Source organism: Streptomyces sp. BoleA5, from assembly GCF_000373665.1.
Lineage (GTDB): Bacteria > Actinomycetota > Actinomycetes > Streptomycetales > Streptomycetaceae > Actinacidiphila.
Window position 1 is genome coordinate 1 of sequence record NZ_KB892099.1, and the last position, 20,906, is coordinate 20,906.

General features: G+C 69.8%; 23 protein-coding genes and 1 tRNA gene. 20 read left to right on the forward strand and 4 right to left on the reverse strand.

The window, feature by feature from the left end:
- Nucleotides 1–184: IS110 family transposase (locus B085_RS0114140; RefSeq protein ID WP_018559218.1), on the reverse strand; the 184-nt coding region annotated here is incomplete at its 3' end.
- Nucleotides 185–591: 407 nt separating this feature from the next.
- Between B085_RS0114140 and B085_RS0114145 the strand changes: the two genes are divergently transcribed.
- The 4 genes from B085_RS0114145 to B085_RS0114160 all read left to right on the forward strand — a co-directional run bounded on the left by B085_RS0114145 (nt 592) and on the right by B085_RS0114160 (nt 2,162).
- Entirely contained in the window at nt 592–906 is a 315-nt protein-coding gene (locus B085_RS0114145; RefSeq protein ID WP_026251023.1) for a hypothetical protein, read from the forward strand.
- Between the two features lie 92 nt (nt 907–998).
- Nucleotides 999–1,268: a hypothetical protein gene (locus tag B085_RS0114150; RefSeq protein ID WP_018559220.1), complete on the forward strand. Its 270-nt coding sequence runs from the start codon at nt 999–1,001 to the stop codon at nt 1,266–1,268.
- A 69-nt stretch (nt 1,269–1,337) separates the two neighbouring features.
- Nucleotides 1,338–1,661 (forward strand): hypothetical protein, encoded by a 324-nt coding sequence (locus B085_RS0114155; RefSeq protein ID WP_018559221.1) that lies wholly within the window; start codon nt 1,338–1,340, stop codon nt 1,659–1,661.
- A 93-nt stretch (nt 1,662–1,754) separates the two neighbouring features.
- A complete protein-coding gene (locus tag B085_RS0114160) occupies nt 1,755–2,162 on the forward strand; it encodes a hypothetical protein (RefSeq protein WP_018559222.1) in 408 nt (135 codons plus the stop codon).
- A gap of 89 nt (nt 2,163–2,251) precedes the next feature.
- Here B085_RS0114160 and B085_RS0114165 read toward each other — a convergent pair whose 3' ends face one another.
- From B085_RS0114165 to B085_RS0114175, 3 genes are all read right to left on the reverse strand, one after another.
- The gene (locus tag B085_RS0114165; RefSeq protein WP_018559223.1) at nt 2,252–2,458 is read right to left on the reverse strand and encodes a hypothetical protein; all 207 of its coding nucleotides are present in this window, start codon (nt 2,456–2,458) and stop codon (nt 2,252–2,254) included.
- A gap of 73 nt (nt 2,459–2,531) precedes the next feature.
- Entirely contained in the window at nt 2,532–7,193 is a 4,662-nt protein-coding gene (locus B085_RS0114170) for a caspase family protein (RefSeq protein ID WP_026251024.1), read from the reverse strand.
- Nucleotides 7,193–8,098, reverse strand: coding sequence for a hypothetical protein (locus B085_RS0114175; RefSeq protein ID WP_026251025.1), 906 nt, complete (start codon nt 8,096–8,098; stop codon nt 7,193–7,195). The genes B085_RS0114170 and B085_RS0114175 overlap by 1 nt, the downstream gene beginning before the upstream one ends.
- Before the next feature lie 57 nt (nt 8,099–8,155).
- Here B085_RS0114175 and B085_RS42315 point away from each other — a divergent pair, with 57 nt between their 5' ends.
- The 16 genes from B085_RS42315 (at nt 8,156) to B085_RS0114260 (ending at nt 20,886) form a co-directional block, all read left to right on the forward strand.
- Nucleotides 8,156–8,704, forward strand: a complete 549-nt coding sequence (locus B085_RS42315) for a hypothetical protein (protein WP_018559225.1) — start codon at nt 8,156–8,158, stop codon at nt 8,702–8,704.
- 126 nt (nt 8,705–8,830) lie between these two features.
- On the forward strand, nt 8,831–9,952 hold the full coding sequence (locus B085_RS0114185) for a ParB/RepB/Spo0J family partition protein (protein WP_018559226.1): 1,122 nt from the start codon (nt 8,831–8,833) through the stop codon (nt 9,950–9,952).
- Nucleotides 9,953–10,020: 68 nt separating this feature from the next.
- Entirely contained in the window at nt 10,021–10,425 is a 405-nt protein-coding gene (locus B085_RS0114190; RefSeq protein ID WP_018559227.1) for a hypothetical protein, read from the forward strand.
- A 446-nt stretch (nt 10,426–10,871) separates the two neighbouring features.
- Nucleotides 10,872–11,702, forward strand: a complete 831-nt coding sequence (locus tag B085_RS0114195) for a methyltransferase (protein ID WP_018559228.1) — start codon at nt 10,872–10,874, stop codon at nt 11,700–11,702.
- A 67-nt stretch (nt 11,703–11,769) separates the two neighbouring features.
- Entirely contained in the window at nt 11,770–12,201 is a 432-nt protein-coding gene (locus B085_RS0114200; RefSeq protein WP_018559229.1) for a hypothetical protein, read from the forward strand.
- A gap of 80 nt (nt 12,202–12,281) precedes the next feature.
- Nucleotides 12,282–12,773: a hypothetical protein gene (locus tag B085_RS42320; RefSeq protein ID WP_018559230.1), complete on the forward strand. Its 492-nt coding sequence runs from the start codon at nt 12,282–12,284 to the stop codon at nt 12,771–12,773.
- A gap of 498 nt (nt 12,774–13,271) precedes the next feature.
- The gene (locus B085_RS0114215; protein ID WP_018559232.1) at nt 13,272–13,502 is read left to right on the forward strand and encodes a DNA cytosine methyltransferase; all 231 of its coding nucleotides are present in this window, start codon (nt 13,272–13,274) and stop codon (nt 13,500–13,502) included.
- A gap of 86 nt (nt 13,503–13,588) precedes the next feature.
- Nucleotides 13,589–14,410, forward strand: a complete 822-nt coding sequence (locus tag B085_RS46900) for a hypothetical protein (protein ID WP_018559233.1) — start codon at nt 13,589–13,591, stop codon at nt 14,408–14,410.
- 252 nt (nt 14,411–14,662) lie between these two features.
- Nucleotides 14,663–15,037 (forward strand): hypothetical protein, encoded by a 375-nt coding sequence (locus B085_RS0114225; RefSeq protein ID WP_018559234.1) that lies wholly within the window; start codon nt 14,663–14,665, stop codon nt 15,035–15,037.
- 62 nt (nt 15,038–15,099) lie between these two features.
- Nucleotides 15,100–16,296 carry a magnesium chelatase domain-containing protein gene (locus B085_RS0114230; protein WP_018559235.1) on the forward strand — a complete coding sequence of 399 codons (1,197 nt, stop codon included), beginning with the start codon at nt 15,100–15,102 and terminating at the stop codon, nt 16,294–16,296.
- A 110-nt stretch (nt 16,297–16,406) separates the two neighbouring features.
- Nucleotides 16,407–17,054 carry a hypothetical protein gene (locus B085_RS45605; RefSeq protein ID WP_018559236.1) on the forward strand — a complete coding sequence of 216 codons (648 nt, stop codon included), beginning with the start codon at nt 16,407–16,409 and terminating at the stop codon, nt 17,052–17,054.
- Nucleotides 17,055–17,158: 104 nt separating this feature from the next.
- On the forward strand, nt 17,159–17,602 hold the full coding sequence (locus B085_RS42340) for a DUF6884 domain-containing protein (RefSeq protein ID WP_018559237.1): 444 nt from the start codon (nt 17,159–17,161) through the stop codon (nt 17,600–17,602).
- Between the two features lie 39 nt (nt 17,603–17,641).
- Nucleotides 17,642–18,181, forward strand: a complete 540-nt coding sequence (locus B085_RS0114245; protein ID WP_018559238.1) for a hypothetical protein — start codon at nt 17,642–17,644, stop codon at nt 18,179–18,181.
- A gap of 81 nt (nt 18,182–18,262) precedes the next feature.
- A tRNA-Gly gene (locus B085_RS0114250) sits at nt 18,263–18,333 on the forward strand.
- A 132-nt stretch (nt 18,334–18,465) separates the two neighbouring features.
- Nucleotides 18,466–19,911: a hypothetical protein gene (locus B085_RS42345; protein WP_018559239.1), complete on the forward strand. Its 1,446-nt coding sequence runs from the start codon at nt 18,466–18,468 to the stop codon at nt 19,909–19,911.
- Nucleotides 19,912–19,977: 66 nt separating this feature from the next.
- On the forward strand, nt 19,978–20,886 hold the full coding sequence (locus tag B085_RS0114260; protein WP_026251026.1) for a hypothetical protein: 909 nt from the start codon (nt 19,978–19,980) through the stop codon (nt 20,884–20,886).
- Nucleotides 20,887–20,906: the final 20 nt, after the last annotated feature.

Genomic DNA, 20,906 nt, shown 5'->3' on the forward strand with positions numbered 1-20,906 from the left:
CGACGACCAGGACGGTGCCGTGCTTGGCGGTGAGCTTGTCGAGAACGGCCCGCATCTTGGGCTCGCTGTTCGGCAGCCGCTTGTCGAAGACCCGCTTTCCGGCCCGGGTCACCGCGGTTCCGTGGTGCTCGCCCTTGCCGACGTCCAGGCCGAGGAAGACGTCCACATCGCCGGTGTCGATCACGCTGATCCCTTACGAGGTCGTGCTGTCCCGGCCTCGTTGGCGTGGCATCAGTCGCCGGCATCCACGTTACGAAGAGCCTCCCAGCACGCTGGTGGTCCTGCCTCTATTAGCGGTCTACCGATGCCTCCGGCCCGGTGACACCACCCCCCGGATCATGCGAACTACAGGGGGGAACAGTCATGCCGGACCGGAGGCCGGGAGCCCCATTGCGGGGCCACGAAGAAGGTAACGGGGGGATCTGGCCTGGTCAGAGGCCAAAATCCCCCGGCACATCTTTGTCCAAATTGGTTTGGCTAATGGGTCCAAAAGAAAGGATGTAGGTAACAACAAAAAAGAGAAGCCACGGGCCCCCACACATTCCACCCGTCATTCGGCGGGTGGCCCACCGAAGAGAAAGAGAGCCCATCATGTTGATTGCCGAAGCCTGTGTAGAGATCGACCGGATTATCGAAGCCGGGGGCGTCGAGGACGCCTTGAACCTTTCCCGGCGACTCGCCCGCGAGGGTCAGGTAAACCCGGCGGTGGCCGTACGGCGGACCGTCAGCCGGGGCGAACTCGACCGGGGCGCCCTCTGGAAGACCGGCGAGGACTTCGCCGAGATCGCCGCCCGGAACGGCCAGTGGGTACGCGTTGAACACCTCGACCCCGGCCACGAAGCGGCCCAGTTCGGTGAGTTCGCCTCCATCCGCGAAGGCTGCCCTGAGTCGCAAAGGCTGTTCTGATTTCCGTGTGATCTCCCTGTCCAAATTGGTTTGGACAGGGAGTCATCGCGAAAGGATGTAAGTAACACCAAATACTGACAAAGGAGGGCAAAGTGGAAGCCGCCACCACCAAGGCCGTGTTCGCCGAGGCCGCCCGTTCCACCTCGTGGAAGGTCACCAACCTCGGCCCCGTCACCGAGGTCAGCCACAACGGCTACACGTACTCGGTCCAGCTGCCCCCCGCCAACGCCCCGAAGCCGTACCCGGCGGCCATCACCTACCGGGAGGGCTGCGGCGGCACCGACTTCCTCGACGTCCCCGCCACCTGGGCCCAGACCGCCGGAATCGTCGAGTCCGCCATGGCGGCAAGCCGCCTCCTCTGACCCTCCCCGGCGGGGCCCCACTGGGCCCCGCCGGCTCCCCCCTCAACCCTCAGCCGAAGGAGCGCCACCATGCCTCACACCCCGTCCCCCGCCACCATCGCCCGCCAGGCCGCAGAGGCCGCGTACCGCGCCAACCCGAACCCGGCGACGCTCGCCGACCTGCGGGCAGCAGGCCAGGCCGAGATGGACGAGTACCTGGCCGGCTTCGACGCCCGCCACGCGGCCGACGTGGAGGCCACTCCGTGGACCGAGCCCGAGCGGACGCCCGCTGCGGCCCCCTCGCGCGCGGACTACGCGCGGTACGTGTACGACGGCATCGGCGCCACGGACGGCTACTACGCCCCGATGGACTTCGAGCACTGGGCGCGCACCCTCGGTCGCACCCTCGCCTGACTGCCCCTCACCTCACCCACCCACCGGCCCGGCGGCCCGGCCTCCCAGCGAGGCACGGGCCCCGGGCCGGACCACATCCCGAAGGGACACCCGATGAGCGCGAGCACCTCCCGGTCCACGGGCAAGCTCGCCCCCCACTTCACCGCCGACGAGATCGAGCAGTTGCTCCGCGCGGTCGTCGACGCCACGTTCTTCGACGCCCACGACATGAGCCCCCGCAGGCAGGCCCTCGCCGCACGGGTCGACAAGCTGATCCACCTGGACATGGCGGGCAAGCTCCCCGACCCGCCGGAGCGCGAGGACACCGGCGACGAGATCCTCGCCACCGCCATGCGCACCGCGATCACCGGCGGCACGGGCATCGCCGTCGACCTCTTCCCGGACGGGTTCGAGATCACCGGCCCCGACGACGAATCGCTGTACCGGTCGGCCCGCACGCACACCCGGCGCGGCCTGGCCACCTTCCTCGGGATCGCACAGCACGACGTCCACCCCGCCTGACCCCTTCACCCACCGGCCGGGCGCGCACCGCAGCGCGCCCGGGCGGACCACGTACGGAAGGAACGACGCATGGCCGACATCACGATCAGTCACACCCGGGCCGAGGGCACTTCTGTTGGGCCGACGCGCCGGAAGTCGGCACCCGAGCTGATTGCGCGCTGTCCATCGATGTCGACGAACTCGTCATTCAGGACAGGAAGCTTGCTCATCACCTCGGCATACCCCTCGGGCTGGCCCAGCCCGCCACTGCCGCGAACCACCTCGACCACCTGCGGCAGTACGCGGTGCAGCGCCACGGCTCCATTGACCTTTTGCAGGACGAAGTCCGACGCCTCTTCGACCTTCTGGCTGCCGTCCCGAAAGGTCCGGTCACCCGTAACCGAGCCGCTCCCGCCAGGCCCGGGACAGCCGGGGTCGCAGGAAAACCACCCCCTGCTGGGTGCCGACGGCGAGGTCGAGGACGGGGCTCGCGGGCAGGGCGGCGAGGGAGGTGACGAGCGCCGGGAGAGGCGCCGACCACACCTTCTCGCCACTCGGTAGATGGCACAGTGCCACGCCCTGTTCGTCGCTCACCGCGACCAGCGTGTCGCCGGCCGGGACCCGTCCCGTCCACAGCAACCGGCAGGCCGGTACACCCAGCTGACGCGGGGTGTCGGGGGCGGCGGAATCCCAGACGGTGACCGGGGCCGCATGAGCGTCGTCGCAGGCCTCCGGGTCCAGGAGGAGCAGGACGGCGCCTCCGTCGGACAACTCGGTCCAGCGCAGGAAGACGTCGACTTCGGAGATCAACCGGTGACCGATGTTCGAACGGGGTTCGGCCACCGGCTGGCTCGGCCGGACCCGGTACCGGCTGTCCGTCGACAGATCGATGACTTCCGTCGTGCCCTCTCGCCCCTGCTGGGCCACCCACCGCGTCCCAGCTTTGGAGTGGTGCGGCAGAAGGAGGAAGACGTCGCCGAGGAGTTCCAGCGGCGTGCCCCTGCCGGGCGTGCCCGCTGAGACGTCCCACAGCCGGCCCTCCGTGACGCCGGTCCGCGGAGCCTCGCCTTCGACCGAGCGGTCGCATCGGCCCGCCACGCTGCTTTCCCAGCGCCAGATCGGGCGGGTGCCCGTCAGCAGCACGGTGGTTCCTGCCAGGGTGGTGAAGGCCGCCGAGCAGACCCAGTCGTTGCTCGGATCGACCGGCCAGGGAAGGTTGGTCCACCCAGGAGTGGAGTGCGGGGTGTCGAGGAGTCTCACCCGGCCGCGGACTGCGTCCAGGCCCAGCAGCCGGGTGTGCGGATGGCTTGATGTCGGTGGCAGCAGGTGCGCCTGGACCCCGAGATAGGCCCACCCCTCCAGCCAGGTCAGGTTCGTGTGTTCGGCGGGTTCGCCCGGGGCGATGCGGTGCCAGACCGCTTGGGAGTACGGCACGGAACTGGACCACCCGGGCAGGTCGGAGTGGACGTCCGGCTTCACGTGGCCCGTGTAGTCCCAGGTCAGGAGCTGGAGCGAGCCGTCCGGGTCCACAGCGCGCTCCTGTTCGGAGACTGCGTCGACGAACAGCTCCTCGACCAGGTCGAACGTGGTGCCGGGGGGCTCCGGGATGGGGGCAACGCGCCGGACCAAGCGGCCGGAGACGGCCATGACGCCGGTGGAGTCCTCGGGCCAGGCGATGATTGAGTCGATCTCCGGAGCGGACAGCTCTGGCGGTGCGGATCGCGGGTCGCCCGGGCTGTCGTGGTCGGCCCACCGCCACAGTCGAGCGGTCCCGTCGTTGCCCACCGCCAGGATGTCGGGTCCCGATTCACCGGGAGCGGGCAGTAGCCGGAGGGCGCAGACTGCGCCCTCGTGCCCCCACAGCGGTGAACCCACGGCGTCCGCGGTCGTGCAGCTGACCACGCTGACCTGGCTTCCGTAGCTGGTCGTCGCGGCGTATAGCCCGTCCCGCACCAGCACGGGTGCCAGGAGACGCGCATGGTCGGCTTCCTTGTCCCGGGCCGTGATGCGTTCTGCGGGGCCGTCGAGACGCGCGATGAGCAGATCGTAGTGGTCCTGCGTCACGAACACGGGGTCGTCCTCGCTGCTCAGGGCGAAGCCGCTCTCCTGCCAGGCGAAACCGTTGAACGGCAAGGCCACGATCCGCCCCGATCCCGTGCCGATCAGCGTCACCCGGGTGCGCGGCTCGCACACCGCGGCGACGGTGCCCTGACCGCCATGGATGCGGTCGGCCAGGAAGGGGCGGATGCAGTCGTCGAGCAGGACGTCGACGTCCCCCTCCGCGTCTAGGGAGTGCAGGGTGACACGACCGCGCACCACGTCGCACAGCAGGAGCCGGACGCGGCCGTCGGCGTCGTGGGTGAGGCAGGCGGATGCCCTAGGCGTGTCGACATCGTTCTTCGCGGATGTCTCGCAGGCCACCTGGACCAGTGGTTCCAGCAGGGGCAGCGTGCACACGCGGACCTGTTCGGCGTCCCCGTACACGACCACGGGTGTGCCGTCGTCGTGGAACCCCGCGTCGAACAGCAGCGTTGCCCCACTGGGGGCGGTGTGGAGCAGCGTCTGGTCGGCGACGTCCCATATTCGGATGTCCCCCCTGGCGTCGAGAGTCACTGCCTGCGCCGGGCTCGCACCGTCAATGAGCAGAGCGAGTCCCGCGACGTCGGCGGGATGCGGCAGCAGGGTCGACTGAGAGGGGTCGTCGAGCCACCACACGTGCACGTAGGGGGCTGACGGAGGCGCCGCGAGCACGACGTGGCCACCGTCCGGCAGGACCAGGTCCTCTATCTGCCACCCCATGTTGACCGAGCGGATCGCAAAAGCGTCCCCGTCGTGCCGGCCTACCACGCGATGCGGGGTGATCTCCCGTGGCTCCACCTGCACGCGCTCCAGCACGACCGACAGGTCCTGGGCCTGCCCGGACAGCGCGCGCTCCCCGTGTGTCGCCGCGACGAAAGCCAGCAGAGCTGGCTTGTCGACCCGGGCGGAGTCGGTGTTGGCGACGAGGTAGGCGTAGCGCTCGACGGCGAGGGCGAGCGTGGGACGGCGCAGTGCTCGCCGTACCGCTGGCAGCAGCGTCGCCGGGTCGGCGTGGATGACGAACGAGGCATCTTCGATGAGATCGTCCAGTTCTCCCGAAGCCGCGGCGTGCGTAGACAGGTGGGTGCGGACGTAACGATGCGCATGCAACCAGTTCCGGTCGGGCACGAGCTCCAGCAGGGTCGCCACGAAGCACTCCTGAAGGTCCGCCAGATCGCGGTATTTGAGCGCCCGCCACTTCAGATGATCCGTCAGTTCTTGGTGGTACAAACGGAAGTACTTCGTGCCGTCCACTTCGGCGTGCGCCAGATAGGAGCCGTCCTCGTCCAGCAGCAAGTCGACGTCCGCCTGGACGAGGGGGATGCCCGAGAGCTGCGTTGCCACCCGCACCCAAAGACGGCGCGGCAGGCCGTTGCCCTCTCCGAAGGCCAGCACGGTGAGCAGGGCCATGGTCTTGGCGTGCCGCTCCTGCGGCAGTCGCTGGAGATACGCCTCGAAGGCGCCTCCCACGTCCGAGGGCAGTTGCTCGGCCCAGCCCGGCGTGGTGGTGTCGACGACCGGGCCGCGCAACAGCGCGCTCGCCGTCATCCGGGCGACCAGGAAACACCTCCCGGCCCGGCGGGCTACCTCGCGGGCGACCCGGCGGGCCACGTCCGGCCGGTGTTCGTACGGTGCCCCCTCGTCGCAGAGGATCTTCGCCACGTACTCGGCTGGCCTTGTGTCCTGCGCATACTCACCGTCGTCGAGGTCGATCACCGGCATGTGGCCACCGAGGTGGGGCAGCAGCTCGCGACGTGAGCCGACTACGAGCCGGACACAGGCCACCGCCGCGAGGGGGCGGAGCAGTTCCCACGCGATGCGGCGGGCCTCGGCCTTGTCACCCGCTGAACCTGCCTCGTCGAGCGAGTCGACGACGATCCGGAAGGGGCGTTCCCGGTCCATGAGGGCGGTGCACAGGGCTACCGGCGTGCCCGCGCGGACGTCCGCCGCGGCGGCGATGCGCTGTATTAGGGCCTCCAGCGTTTGATGGTGCGCGTTGACGGAGGCGTCAGCACAGCCCTCCAGCACCAGTCGGCCCAGGACAGCGGACTTGCCCGAGCCGGGGTCGGCGGTGACGACCAGGGCTCGGCCCTGCTCGTCGCCCTCCAGATGGGCGCGTGCCACCCGCAGGGCCCGCTCACGTCCGGTGAAGTAAGAACCGGGGTCGTGCACATGCTCCACACCACGGCCGCGCGGCTCGAAGTGCGAGGAGAGGTCGGAGGCGTCGAAGACCGTGCGCCCGTCGCCCATGACTTCGGCGCGCGGGTCGAAGGAGGGGTTCACGAAGAATGGGGGCCGCTCGGACTGGTCGACGGACGAGCACGCGGCCCGCTGGGCCAGCCCCGCCGCCGTTAGGGAACGATTGATCCGCTCGGCAAGCGTGCTCGGCGCCAGGTACCGTTGCGATGGCCCGTCACCCCGATGGCTCGCCTCGGCCATTTCGGTCACGAAGGCGCCGTCGACCGCCAGATCGCGATGCCGGGCGGAGGCCAGCAGCCAGGTGCCCGCGCCGAATCCGTCGCCGCGTCCCCGGCCGGCCACGATGGTGTCGGTGACGGTGCCAATCTCCGCCGTGGCCGCCGCCGCGTGACAGGCGTCCACCACAAACAGGACGTTGCGGACCGGTGATGTGGCAAGGATTTCGGCAAGGTTGGGCAGTGACAGCCACGAGCGGGGTCGCCCCGGCTCGCTGTCAGCGCAGGCCAGACGGTACTGGCCGGCTGGGGAGCGGTCCCCGTGCCCGGCGTAGTACACAACGACGACGTCGTCAGCGGTCAGTCCGGGGGTGTGGCACCAGTCGGCCAAAGCGTTCTCGAAGGACTCGCAGTCCGGGTCGTAGGAGACGGCCGTCAGGACACGCTCGTAGCCCATCGCCACGAACAGCTCGGTCGCCTGGTCGACGTCCTTGTGGGCCAGGGGGAGTTCGGGGGCTTCCCGGTAGTGGCGGGTGCCCGCAGCGATGAGGTAACGCATCAGACAGGCCCGTTCCCCGGCAGCAGGCCCGTCAAGATGGCCCGCCCCGTCTCGACGGCGGTCAGGTACCGCGTGGCGTCGTGCATGTGGCTGCCGTTGTGCACCGCCACGTCCCGCACGCCGTCGCCGAAGGAAGGGCCGAGTTCGCGTACGACGGCGACGATGTCGGTGTCGTCGGCGATGTTGGTCCATGCCCGCAACGGCTTTGGCCACACGGCCCGGCAGTTCTCGGGCGCCGGTTCGAGCCGGTCGAGGACGAGGGCGCGCATGCCCAGCGGCGATCCCAGGGTGACGAGCATTGGGATGTCCCATTCGGCGTTGCGCCGCGGGTCGCAGAGCGTCTCGTAGGCGATGACCGACCCGAGCGAATGGGCCACGACGACCCGTGTCCTCGGGGTGATCCGCGCGGCCAGCCGGTCCTGCGCCGCACGCCGGATCTCCTCGTCGGTGAAGTAGCCGGTCATCTGCTTGAGACTGCCGATCAGCGCGCGGTCGAGGACTCCTCGCAGGTACCGGGCGCCCGTGAGGGCGTCCAGAGCTGCTCGTACGGCGTTGAGCCGGAGGGTCCGGGAGGCGGTCCAGCCCACGGGGCCCCGCGTACCGGTGGCTACGGGATCCGGGACCGCGGGGTCGGTGCGCGCCGCCTCGGCCCACCACTCCATCAGGAGGGCGAACTCCGCGTCGTTGTCGACATCGCCCTCGTCGTACGGGAGTTCGGCCCCCGCGCGGGTGCCGCGTGGCCGGAACAGGTCACCGTAGAAGGCCACCCCCACGTCGTCGGACGAAGGCACCGGTCCACCCGCCAGGCGTGTGCCGCCCTGGAGTTCGGGAACGACGTCCCGTGCCAAGGAATCCTCGCTCAGGTACTGCTTGCCGACGCCGTGCACGAAAACAACCTTGCTCAATGCCCCTCCCCGAGTGAGGGAACAAGATTACGCGGGCAAGGTCAGCCCGGCAGCTGGGTGACCAAGTCGAAGCGGCGCTCAGTCTGGGCGGTCGCCTCGGCTGACTACGAGAAGCACCGGCGCAGTCCCGGGGTGACGCTCCGCCGGATCGACGTCAAGGAGGCCGACCTGCGCAGGGTCGAGCGGCAGCAGATCCGCACCCTGCGGTGCCTCGTCGAGGACGTCGCGCGTACCGACCAGATCGCCGAGTCCTGGGAGGAGCTGGGCCGGCGGCACGGCGAACTCGCCGAGGAGATCGGTTACTGGCGGGAGGTCATCGCCGAGGCCGAGGCGAACGGCGTGAAGATCTGGTCCCGGGACGACTTCACCAAGGGCGACTTCGTGCGGTCTGGCGGCACCTGGTACGAGGTGCTGCGGGTGAACCCGAAGACGCTGACAGTCCCGTACACGCTGAACGTGGCCAAGGTGGTGACGGCCGCCGAGCACCAGCTGCGAGGGGTGACGTACCCGATCGAGTACAGCAAGGTGGCCGGGCGCATGAGCGGCGAAGAGATGCAACGGGTGCTCGCCGAGGTCGCCGCCCGCCGCGAGGCGAACCAGCCCTGACCTGTGGCTCCTTAGAAGTTTCTTTGCCAAATCCACTTGGATTGCACGGTTAGTCCAAGTGGATTTGGCCAAGGATGGAAGTAGATCAACAACACACCATCCATGACAAATCAACAGGGAGCGATTATGACCGTCACCACCACCACTCAGGCCACCACTTCCACCAGGAAGGCCCCGGCCCCCAAGAAGGCGGCACCCGCCAAGAAGGCCCCGGCCAGCAAGCTGGCGGCCCCCACGGCGGCCGAACCGAAGACGGTTCAGAAGACCATCCCGGTCGACCGCATCGACCGGGACCCCGGTCAGCCTCGTGAAGAGTTCAACGAGGCCAAGCTGAACGAGCTGGCCGCTTCGATGAAGAAGCTCGGGCAGCTCCAGCCGATCACCGTCCGGTACGTGCCCAGCACCAAGCGGTTTACGTTGGTCATGGGCGAGCGCCGGTGGCGGGCCGCCAAGATCGCGGGCCTCACCGAGATGACCGCGCTCGTCATGCACGGCGTCCCGGAAGGTTCCCGCGAGACCTTCGCCAAGGCGGTTGCCGAGAACTGCGGGCGCCTCGACATGACCCCCGTCGAGGAAGCCATGGCGTTCCAGCGCCTGGTCGACGCCGAGTACAGCATCGAAGAGGTCGCCGAAATGGTCGGCAAGTCCTCGGCCTACGTCGGCTGGAGGATCGACCTCCTCCGGCTGTGCGAGCCCGCCCGCGAAGCCCTCGGCAAGGGCCACCTGCCCGTCGGCCTCGCCTGGTACGTGTCCTTGCTGAACTGCGACAACCAGATGCGGTTCCTCACCCGGTACGCCCGGGGCGACTTCAAGAGCACCCGGGAAGCGGAGGCCTTCGCCCAGGCCGCCCGAGCGGAAGAGAAGCGGCAGGCAGAGCAGGGCAGCTTCTTCGTCCTCGCCGAAGAGGCCGCCACACCCGGCAGCGACCAGGACGCCCTCCCCGGAGCCCTCGACGTCCCCGAGGAGGAGCGCGAGCGCATCGTCTCCGAGCGCACCAAGTGGGTCGGCAAGATCGACCGGCTCGGCAACGCGGGCGCGATCCTCGCCGAGCTGGCCACCGCCGACCCCGAGGAGCTGGCACTCCTCCTCGCCGGTACCCCCGGCGGCGTCCCCGGCCACGCCCTGCGCATCGAGCACCTGCGGGACGTTGCGATGCGCGCCATGAAGAACCTCCGCCAGGCCCAGGCCATCGCCGCGGTCCGCGCGAACAGCATCCAGATCAACCCGGAGGCCGCCGCCTCCGCCTGACCACCAGCCGGCTGCGCCCCGCCCACCCGGGCGGGGCGCAGCCGCTGCCCGAACGAAGGAGACCGAGCATGTACCCACACTACGAGCTACCGAGTGAGCGAGTGATTGCTTATACGGCCGCCATGATCGACGGCGAGGGCAGTATCTGCATCCAAGGGTCCCATTACCAGGTCAACATCACCCAAGGCGTGGTGAATGACGGCGAGGACCTTTGCAGGTGGTTCGCCGAAGTCTGGGGATTCGGATACGTCGGCTGCCATCAGGGCGCGAGGAAGAACATGCACTGGAGGTGGGCGGTTGCTCAGACACATCAGTTGGACCACCTGCTGACGGCCTGCCTCCCGGACATGCGGGTCAAGAAGCAGAAGGCAATCGATGCGCTCGAATGGATCCACGGGCGTATCGCAGAGGGACGCAGGTGCCATTGGATGCGGCGAGGACCGGTGGTTGCTCGACCACTGGGATCAGCCTGATGCGGAGCTGGGTGCGGCATTCGGTCGCTCCAGGCAGTCGGTGATGAACCGCCGGAAGCTCATTCGCCCCGGAGCACCTGACCGTCGGGGGCTGGCGAACAAGCGGCGCGCACAGCCCCGGCCGTCCCCCAGCTGACGCCCCGGCAGCCGCCCAGGCGTCACCTGCCCTCTCCTGGGACGTAGGCGGCGCCCCTTCCCCCTCCATCCCCGGAGGGCTTCGCGGCGGTCACAGCGGCGTCCACGCCGCCCCGGCCAGAGGCGCCCCGCACCCTGTCTGACCTGCGGTTTCTTAGAAGTTTTGTTGACCAAATCCACTTGGTCTGTGCGGTTAGTCCAAGTGGTTTTGGTCAAGGATGGAAGTAGTGCCAACCACCCCAAAATCCCCACCCCGAGAGCGCCCGCCAATCGCGGTGAGCGCCGTCCGGCATGCCCGAAAGGAACCTCCGATGCGAATCCCGAACGAAGTCCTCGCCGTCCTCACCGACCGGCGGACGGTCATCAACCGCGACCGGGTGCAGATCCCGTTCCCGCTCGACCGGCCCGTGTACGACCAGGTCAACCGGATCCTCAAGGAGTTCGGCGGCCGGTGGGACGGCAGGCAGAAGGTCCGGGCCCACGTCTTCCCTTATCTGATCGAGGACTTCATGCGGCAATCGCTGCTCCTCGGAGAGTTCCCGTCCAAGCAGGACGAAGGATGGTTCCCCACCCCGCCCGCCGTGGTGGAGGAGATCCTCACGCTCGCCGGCATCCACCAGGGCGTCACGGTCCTCGAGCCGTCAGCCGGCGCCGGGGCCATCGCCGGACCGGCCGCCGCCCGAGGCGCCGTCGTCGACTGCGTCGAGATCAACGAGCGCCGCGCCCAGGTCCTCCGCGAGCACAGCGGAGCCCGCCGCGTCCGCCACGCCGACTTCCTCCAGCTCGACCCGCTCGACTACGAGACCGGGTTCGACCGGGTCCTGATGAACCCGCCGTTCCACAGCGGCCTGGACCACATCCGGCACGCCATGGGCTTCCTCGGCGAGGACGCGCTCCTCGTCGCCGTCATGTCCGCAGGCATCACCTGGTGGACGGACCGCAAGAGCACCGAACTCCGCGAGCTGATCGAAGAGGCCAACGGCGAGTTCATCCCGCTCCCCGACGACGCCTTCGCAGAGTCCGGCGCCAACGTCCGCACCGTCCTCGTCACCGCCGAGACCTGGCCCGGCCGCCGCCGGGTCCTCCCCGACCACGCCTGGCACCGGGCCCAGCCCCGCCAGCTCGACCTGTTCGCCGCCTAGCCGGGACGCCCATGCGCGCCCGACTGGTACACCTCTCCACCCATTTCCACCGAGAAAGGACCCCATCGTGAGCGATTCGCTCGCCCTCGCCACCTGCACCTACCAAGAGTTCCAGCCCGTCATGGGCGTGCCCGTGCGGACCACCGCCGGGCACCCCCGATTCCCCCTCGCCTACCAGCTCGCCGGCCACGCCCGGCTCGTCACCCCGACCCGACAGCTGCTCGCCGCGAACCTCCCCGAGGATGCCTACGAGTTCAGCTACCGGCGCCTGCTCGCCGGTCACGGCCTCGACGCCATCACCGCCGAACTCGCCGCGATCGCCGCAGGCCACGAGCCCGGCCGCCCGCTGGTCCTGCTCTGCTTCGACCGCCTGAACAAGCCCGGCGCATGGTGCCACAGGAGTCACCTGGCCAGGTGGTGGACCGAGCAGACCGGCCAGGACGTGCCCGAACTCGGGGCCCGCCCCGCCGGGCCCCCGCCCGCAACCCTCTTCGACTGACCCCACCCCGACAACCGACGGCCGGGACGCCAAGCGTCCCGGCCGTCCCCATGCCCGCACGGGAAGAACGGAGCGCCCGCATGAGCGCCAACCACATCACCAGCCGCGTCAGCATCGACGACCTGCTCGGCCCCTTCGAGGCCGAGGTCGACCCCACGAACCGGTGGAACGGCTTCCTCTACCCGCACTTCGCACTGGACGCCGTCCGCCAGCTCGCCGCCCGCACCCAAGAGGTCGCCGCCCAGTACGGCCACGACGCCTACGACACCGTGCACGTCATCGACGGCAGCGCCGACAGCGAAGGCCAGCCGCGCGCGGTCGTCCTGCTCATCAGCTGGAGGCACTTCGACGAGGGCCCCGAGTCGGTCACCGACATCGTCCAGCCGGACAGCCGCGGCCTCTACGACATCGGCGGCGGGTCCTGGGCCTGGTCCTTCGCCGGCTGGTGGTGCGCCTGCGGCTTTGACCAGGACTGGCACGAAACGCAGTGCGGCAACTGCGACCTGACCCGCGACACCCAGCCGTCCACGAAGCCCGGCGACTGCGGCGAGCCCGCCCAGCCCTCCGCCTGACCTCCCCTCCCTCAACCGAAGCAAGGAGCAGCGCCATGGCCGCCTACCGCAACGACGACACCGAGTTGACCTTGATGGACTGGTTCTGTGCGGACACAGAGACCGAGATCCTTACCGCCCGTGGCTGGCGGCGATACGACCAAGTCGCGGTCGGGGATCTGGTCGCCAGCCTCAACACGCGCGACGGCATCGCCCGCTGGGTGCCGGTCCAGCGGATGAACGTCTTCAACGTGGCCGAAGCGAAGATGCTGAGGGTCGAAGGCAAGGCGATGTCGGCCCTCGTGACAGCCGGCCACCGCTGGCCCGTACGGCAGCGCATCGGCACCCCATCCGGGCGTCGGCAAGAGTGGCAGGTCCGGACCTCCGACCAGCTCACCCTGGAATCGTCGGTCGTCCGCAGCGCCCCCTTCGAGCACCCGGAGCACGGCAGCCAGGAGCGAGCCGATCGGTACCCTGCCCACTCGCGACCGGTACGCCCTGGTCGCCGGCGAGATCGACGTGAACGACGTCCTGTTCCGGATGCTCGAACCCCACGAGATCGGCCGGGCGATGAGCTTCCACCCGGACTACGTGGTGCTCGGCTCCAAGCGGGACCGCGTCCGCCAGTACGGCAACGCCGTCACCCCGCCCGTCGCCGAGGTCATCCTGTGCGCCCTCGTCGAGGCCATCACCGGCGAGCCGATCGACCGCCACGGGCCGACGAAGGAGCGCTTCGCCCCCGCCGCGTGACCCCCTGCTGACCGGGCCGGGGCGGGCGACTTCAACCCGCCCGCCCCGGCCCCACCTCCCCTCTCTCAACCCGAAGGAGCACAGCCATGCGCCTCATCGGCATGCCCGCCAGCACCCAGGCCGCAGGCCTGTTCGTCGCCGCCTTCAACCACGTCTTCGAGGACGACCCGACCATGACGGTCCGCGTCCGCCGCGCGGACGGCACCGGCGTGGAAGTCGCCGGCGAGCTCGACGACTACGAGATGCGATTCAGCCCGGCCGCCGTGAGCGCGGTCGTCGGCGAGATCGCCGGCGTCCTCGACGACCCCGCAGGCCGGGCGGTCTTGTCCGTCACCGTCCCGGACGACCGGAGCCCCAACGGCTCCGGCACCTGGGCGTGGAACCTGCCCGACCTCAGCACGCTGACCTCCGAGGGCGCCCGGATGTGGCTCGACGAGCCCGCCTCGTACCTGGGCGCCGAGCACGGAGGGCACGACATCCAGGGCGCGTTCTGCGACCTCGACGCCACCGCGCTCACCGACGACGTGAAAGGGCTGCTTCTCGCAACCGACATGGCCCGGTACGGCGACCACCGCCCCGGTACGGCCGCCAGCTACCTGTACCGGGAACTGCGGATCGCCGGCTTCGCCGCGCGGGGCGAGGGCGACAGCAGCGGCGGGTGGCTCGCCATGGACCTCGGCGACGACGTCGAGATCTGGATCAACGGCGCCGAGGGGCCGCGCGAGAACGAGATCTCGTACCCGGTCGGCGAGCACCGCGGCTGGTTGGCCTGCTTCTACCCGGACGGCGGCTACAGCGGCGAGTTCGAAGAGATCTATCGCTCGCAGAGCAACGACTTGCGCGCGGATACCCGGGCGGTCGTCGCGGCGGTGGCCGCACGGATCGCCGAGCACCGTGCCGCCCGGTAGGCGGCCGGCTGGTGGGGGCCGGGAATCCCGGCCCCAGCTGCGGCGGTGAGCGGGAGTCACAAGGCCGTCCAGCGGCGCCCCTGACCGGCCCCCGGGGCACACCTCCCCGCGCCTGATGGGCCGGTTGACCTGTGGCTTCCTGGAAGTTCCTTTGCCAAATCTCTTTGGATTACGGGTTAGTCCAAAGCGATTTGGTCAAGGATGGAAGTAGAACACAACACCACAAACCGCCACCCCCCAAGGGAGAACGACATGACCGCCACCGCCCTCACCCCCGCCCAGCTCGCCCACGGTCTTCGCATCTTCACCGAGGGCGCGTTCGAACTGGACGAAGCGGCCCGCGCCCGGCTGACCAAGGCCCTGGCCTCCGGCGAGCACATCTCCTCCTTCCTCCTGGAGGGCGTGGTCGAGAAGCAGGCCGACGCGGCCAACTGGCGGCAGCTGATCAACCGTCTGGACAAGGGCGAGGACGTGATCGAGGCCGTCACCACCATCCGCCGGATGCTGACCAAGAAGCTGCTGGAGTACGGCGAGTCGACCTCCACCTCGGCGATCGCGAACGACATGAACCGCCAGGAGCGCGAGGCGGCCCGGCGCTTCCTCGACCGCACCGGCGGCCTGATCTGACCCACACCTCACCGGGCCCGCCCCAACCGGGGCGGGCCCCACCCCGCACGAGAGGAACCCCGATGACCGAGACCTGCCCGACCAGCCCCGAAGAGGCCGCCCTGTCCCACGCGTTCAACGACGCGTACGCGACAGCCACGCAGGCCCGCCGCGATGCGCTGGCCGCAGCCGCCGCCTACGTCGCCCACCTGATCCGGCCTCACCTGCCGGCCGCCGCGACGATCGGCGTCGACACCGCCGACGGCGAGCTGCGCACCGTCCGCGACTGCGACCGCTCGGTGCTCTGGTACGCCCCGGCCAGCGCGGGCGCCGGTCTGCCCGACGGCGTCGTCGACGAGGTCGAGGGCCTGATGCGTGACGTGCTGGAACTGGGCGCAGACGAGAAGGCGCTCGAGGACATGGGGTGGTCGAACCCCGACGCGTACAGCGGCATGTACGACCTGACCCTGCCCGGGACGCCCGAGGAGCGTGAGCGCCGCGAGTACATCGTCGCCGGGCAGAAGCAGGGAGCCGGCTTCGAGCTGTGGGACGTTGCCCCGGCCCCGACCGACCCGGACAAGCGGGCGCGGGCCCTGGAGGAGCTGGAGGTCGACGCGCACGACGCGTTCGGCACGATCGAGACCGTGTGGGCAGCCACCGCCCGCGAGGCCGTCACCACCCTGGTCGCCGAACTGGGCAAGGTGTCCGGCCTCGCCGACTACGGGCTGACCGAGGACAGCAACACCGACTGCCTCAGCCCGGCTGCGAAGGCGGAGCCCGGGAAGGCCCGCGCGGCGGCCGTCGTGGGCCGTGTCCTGCACGAGGTCGAAGCCGGGTTCATCGCCGGTCACGGCCCGTTCCGCGTCACCGACTTCGACGGCACCGAGCAGCGGGAGACCAGCGACCGGATCCTCGCGGCCATCCTGAACTCGGGCATCGGCTGGCCGGGCGGCACCGTGGCCGCCCGCACCACCTGGACCGGCCCGAGCCCGGCCGGTGACCTGGCCATCGCGTGCGCGGCCCTCTCCGCGGCCGGTCCCCTGCCCGGCACGGTCCTGGAGCACGTGGCCGTCATCGGTGAACTCGGCCTCGACGGCACCCTCCGGTCGGCCGGCGACGTGCCCGCCGCGGTCGCCGCCGCGAGGAACGTGGGCCGCCGCACGGTGGTCGTGCCCGCCGAGCACGGCGCGCTCGACCTGCCCGGCGTGTTCGTGTGCGGCGCGGGGAACCTCCGCGACGCCCTGGCCCTGCTCAACGTGGGCGCCCAGGTCCTCCAGTAGCAGCCCGGCAGCAGGTGAGGCCCGGGGAGCAGGCAGCGCTCCCCGGGCCTCACCGCGTTTCTACCGGACTTCGGCCCGCCCGACCTCCCACACCCCGAGAGGACCCGACGATGCGCCCCATCCGCCTCCCTGACGACCATCTCCCCCAGACCGGCGCGGCCACCTGGACGTGCCGCCAGTGCTCGGCCCCGTGGCCGTGCGATACCGCGGCCTCGTACCTGACGCCGGGCCGGTGCGACTGCGGCAGCCCCACCTGGTGGGAGCAGCGCGGCCCCCGCCGCTGGCACACCGGCCCGCGCTGCCACACCGCAGCCGAGGCCGTCGCCGCCCGGGCCGCCGACACCGCGCAGGGCCGCGCGCCGCACTACCCGCCGAGCCACTACTACCCGCCGAAGCCGTACCGGCCGCGCCGCCAGCGCCCGCCCTACCGGCACGACCTCACCGGCCCCGGCGACGTCCGACCCGGCCTGTGGCTGTGGGTCAAGCCCGGCGGGCTGCACCCCGGCTGGGGCGACATCCACCTCCTCGCCATGCTCACCGCCCCCCGCGCCCCGAAGTGTGAGATCTGGCTGTCGCTGGACGGCACCGTGCACGACGTCCGGGCGGACCACCTGATCCTGTTGGGCCTGCCCCGCGGTCTCCGCGCCGACTGGGCCCGGTGGACGGTCGCCCGGCACCTCGAACACGCGGCACCCGCGGCCCCGGCCCGCCCCCAGCCGGTGCAACCGGACCTGTTCAGCGGCCTCACCGGCGCCTAAGCCGATCACACCCCCCTGCCTTCCCTCCCCCCAAGTGGCCGCCACGAGGCGGCCACAGCCCCATCCAGCCCCGCCCCCACCGACACCACCAGGAGCCACCCCCCGTGACCAGCCCGAATCAGCCCCTCATCGTGATCCCCTGCGCCCGGCTCAAGTGGCACGAGCCTGCCCCGGCCGGGAAGTTCTACATCGGCCGCTACCACCAGGCGTGCAGGCAGGCCGCCGACGCCCTCACCCGCAACGGCGGCCAGGTCCTCATCCTGTCCGGCGGCTACGGCCTGGTCACCCTCGACCAGCGCCTGGAGCCGTACGACACCCGCATCGACGACCCGGACGCCGTCACCCCCGACGAGCTGCGCGCCCAGGCCCGCGCCCTGGCCGTCGACCAGGCCGACGACGTCACCGTGCTCGCCGGCGCCAAGTACGCCGCGGCGGCCCGTTCCGTGTGGCCCCGCGCGACGGCGCCGCTCCACGGCCTGGGCATCGGCCGCCAGCTCCAGCGCCTCGCACAGATCCGAGACGGGGCTGCAACGGCTGTGCAGCTTTGAGCGTCCTCGGTACTGACGGGATCTCAGGGGGAGGCGCGAATGCAGACCGCACAGGGCATGGACTGGGGCACGGTACCGGCTTGGTTCAGCGCGATCCTGTCCGGCGGCTCGGTGCTGCTGGCGCTCTACATCATCCTGCGCGACCGGAAGAAGGCCGAGCGCGAAGATGCCATGAAGGTGATCTGCTGGCGGGACTCGAGCGATGAAGAGAGAACGACTCACGTGCGCAACGCTGCCGGTCGTGCAATTCACCATGTTCGGATGCTTGGCTGGCTGCGGCCGAATGGCGGGGGTACAGCCGAGGACGTGGGATTTGAGGGATGGGGGATTGCTGGACTTCTCCATCCCGATGAGGATGCGGAAGTTACGACGCTCTACAGGCTGGGCGATCGCAAGATCGTCCACTGGGCGGTGCAGTTCACGGATGCCGACGGCAGGCAGTGGGTGCGCGAGTTGAACAGCGGGCGGCTCGCAGAGCAGGTCTCACAGCGGCGCAAGGCCCTCTGGCGTCGTGCCGTGCGACGCGAAGTACGACACCGGCGCGCCATGTGGCGCCAGGTACGAGGCTACGGCAGATGACGGCACATCAAATCTGATCACGGAGAGTGATGTATGCTCCGTGGCGGCCGGTCGTTCTGAGCAGCGGCGCGATCGGACCGCGCGTTGGTGGTGTAACAGCAGCACACCCGGCTTCCGGCCGGGAGGTCCAGGTGCGAATCCTGGCCGGCGCTCCGATGAAGGCCCCCGCCCAGCAGGGCGGGGGCCTTCGGCATTGAGCAGGGGAAACGCGGCAGATGCCGGATTAGCCGGTTGCGTTACCATCTCGCCCCGTCTTGACCGCCCCTCGTCGAGGAGCCGCCCCCATGTTCCACGGCTCGATCCCAGCGGACATGTGCCGCATCGTCAGGGAGCACGTCTCCCTCTGGACCGACGTCACCGACGTCTACAACGTGTGCTGCGGGAACTTCACCGTAGAGAAGACCATCGCCAGCCTCGGCAAGAACCTGCACTCGTGCGACGTGCTGATGTACTCCACCGCGATCGGCCGGTACTACGCCGGCGACCCGTACCCGCTCGTCCTCACCCCGTCCGCCGAGGCCGAGTTCCCGTGGATCACCCAGTACCACGACGCCCCGGAGAAGCAGCTCGCCACGATGCTGCTGTGCACGCGCCTCGCCCCGCTCATGGGGAAGCGCTCCAACCCGTACTGGGACAAGATGCGCCTGGCCTACGAGCAGCAGTGGCCCGACCTCCACGCGAAGACCACCGCGAAGATCCTGGCCGCCGGCGAGTCGCTCAAGCTCGCCTCGTACGCCGCCGAGGACGCCCTGACGTGGGTCGACAAGATCCCCGACGGGGCCGGAGTCGTGTCCTATCCGCCGTTCCACGGCGCGGGCAAGAACTTCGTGAGGGACTTCGCGAAGCTGGAAGAGATGTTCGAGTGGACTCCGCCCGAGTTCACGATCATGGAGGATCCTGAGCTGGAGTACCTGATCCAGCGGATCACGGACCGGGAGCACTGGCTGCTCGGCACCAACGAGGAGATCCCGGAGATGGAGGAGTTCCTGCGCGGCCGGACCCGCACCACGAACCGCGGCATCCCGATCTGGGTGTACGCCAAGTCCGGGCCGATCCGCCTCGTCCAGCCCCGCCAGCACACCGAAGCGTGGCCCGGCCCGCACCTCGCCGACGAAGAGATCGGCGACACCGCCAGCCTCGCGGTCCTCACCTCGGGGCAGTTCGCGGCGCTGCGGTCGGCGTACATGAACCACAACATCCGGCCGGGCTCGGAGTCCCTTGCCGTCGCCGTCTTCGTCGACCGGAAGCTCGTCGGGGTGTTCGCGTACTCGTGGGCGCCGACCCTCGGGAATTGGGCCGCGCACCTGCCGCAGCAGCCCAGCGTCTACCTGCTGTCCGACTTCCCCGTGTCCACCAGCCGGTACGCGAAGCTGTCGAAGCTGATCGTGATGGCCGCCGTGTCCCGCGAGGCCCAGCTCCTCGCCTGGCGGCACGGACACCGCCGCTACCAGTCCCTCGCCACCACGGCGTTCACGAAGCGCCCGGTGTCGATGAAGTACCGCGGCGTGCTGCGCCTGCTGAAGCGCGATCAGAAAGACGTCCTCAAGGAGGACTGGGCGCACGGCATCGACCCGAACGACTCGTACTACGCGCAGCAGTACCAGCTGCAGTACGGCGGCCCGTACACCGGGAAGCCCATGCAGCAGGTCCTCACCGAGTGGAAGAAGCGGTACGCCAAGGACCTCAAGCCGGCCGCCGGCGCCCGCGCCGCAGCCGCATCCGGCGACTGACCGCCCCGCACCGCCCCCCGCCGCTGCTCACGGCCCCCACCTCACCGCGTCTGGAAGGACGACCCCGTGAAGATCAGCGTGCAGTCTGGTGACCCCCGCGACCTGACCCTCCTCGAACTTAACGCTAGGTACATGCGCCATGAGCAGTTCCAGCAGCTCGTCGGCAACGTGCGCCGCGACGGCGCCCTCACGTCCACGCCGTTCGTGTGGTTCAACCAGGAGACCGGGCAGCGCATCGTCCTGTCTGGCAACCACCGCGTGAAGGCCGCCGTCGAAGCGGGCCTCGAAGAGATCCACTGGCTGGAGACCGACGAGGAACTGCCCGAAGGCCAGCGCCTCGGCATCCAGATCTCCCACAACAGCATCGTCGGCGAGGACGACCTGGCCATCCTCAAGACCCTGTACGAGCGCATCGACGAACTCGACTGGCGCGAGTACGCGGGCATCGACGACGCCACCCTCGAACTCCTCGCCGACCTCGACAGCCCCTCCATCAGCGAGGCCAACCTCACCTTCCAGACCCTGGCGATCGTGTTCCTCCCCGACGACCTCAAGGCCGCCCAAGACGTCATCCGTGACGCGCTCGCCCTGTCCTCGAGCGCAGACGCCGTCTGGGTCGCCCAGCTCCGCCAGTACGACCAGGTCATGGCCGGCCTCGACCTCGCCTCCAAGAGCCACGACGTCACCAACGTCGCCACAGCCCTCGGCGTGATCCTCCAGACGTTCACCGACCACGCCGACGAGCTCGCCGACGGCTGGTTCGACCGCGACACCGGCGAAGCGCGGCATCACGGCATGGCGCCGCTCCTCACGCTGCTCCACACCGACGCCATCCCCGCACAGTCCGCCGCGACCATCGAGCGGGCCATTCAGCAGGCAGTGGCACGAGGAGACGTCCCCTCTGAGCACCGGCACAAGGTCTTGGAACTGTGGGCACGGACCTACCTCGACACCCCTGCTCCGGCCACTACCTGACACCGGCACACGACGGCCAG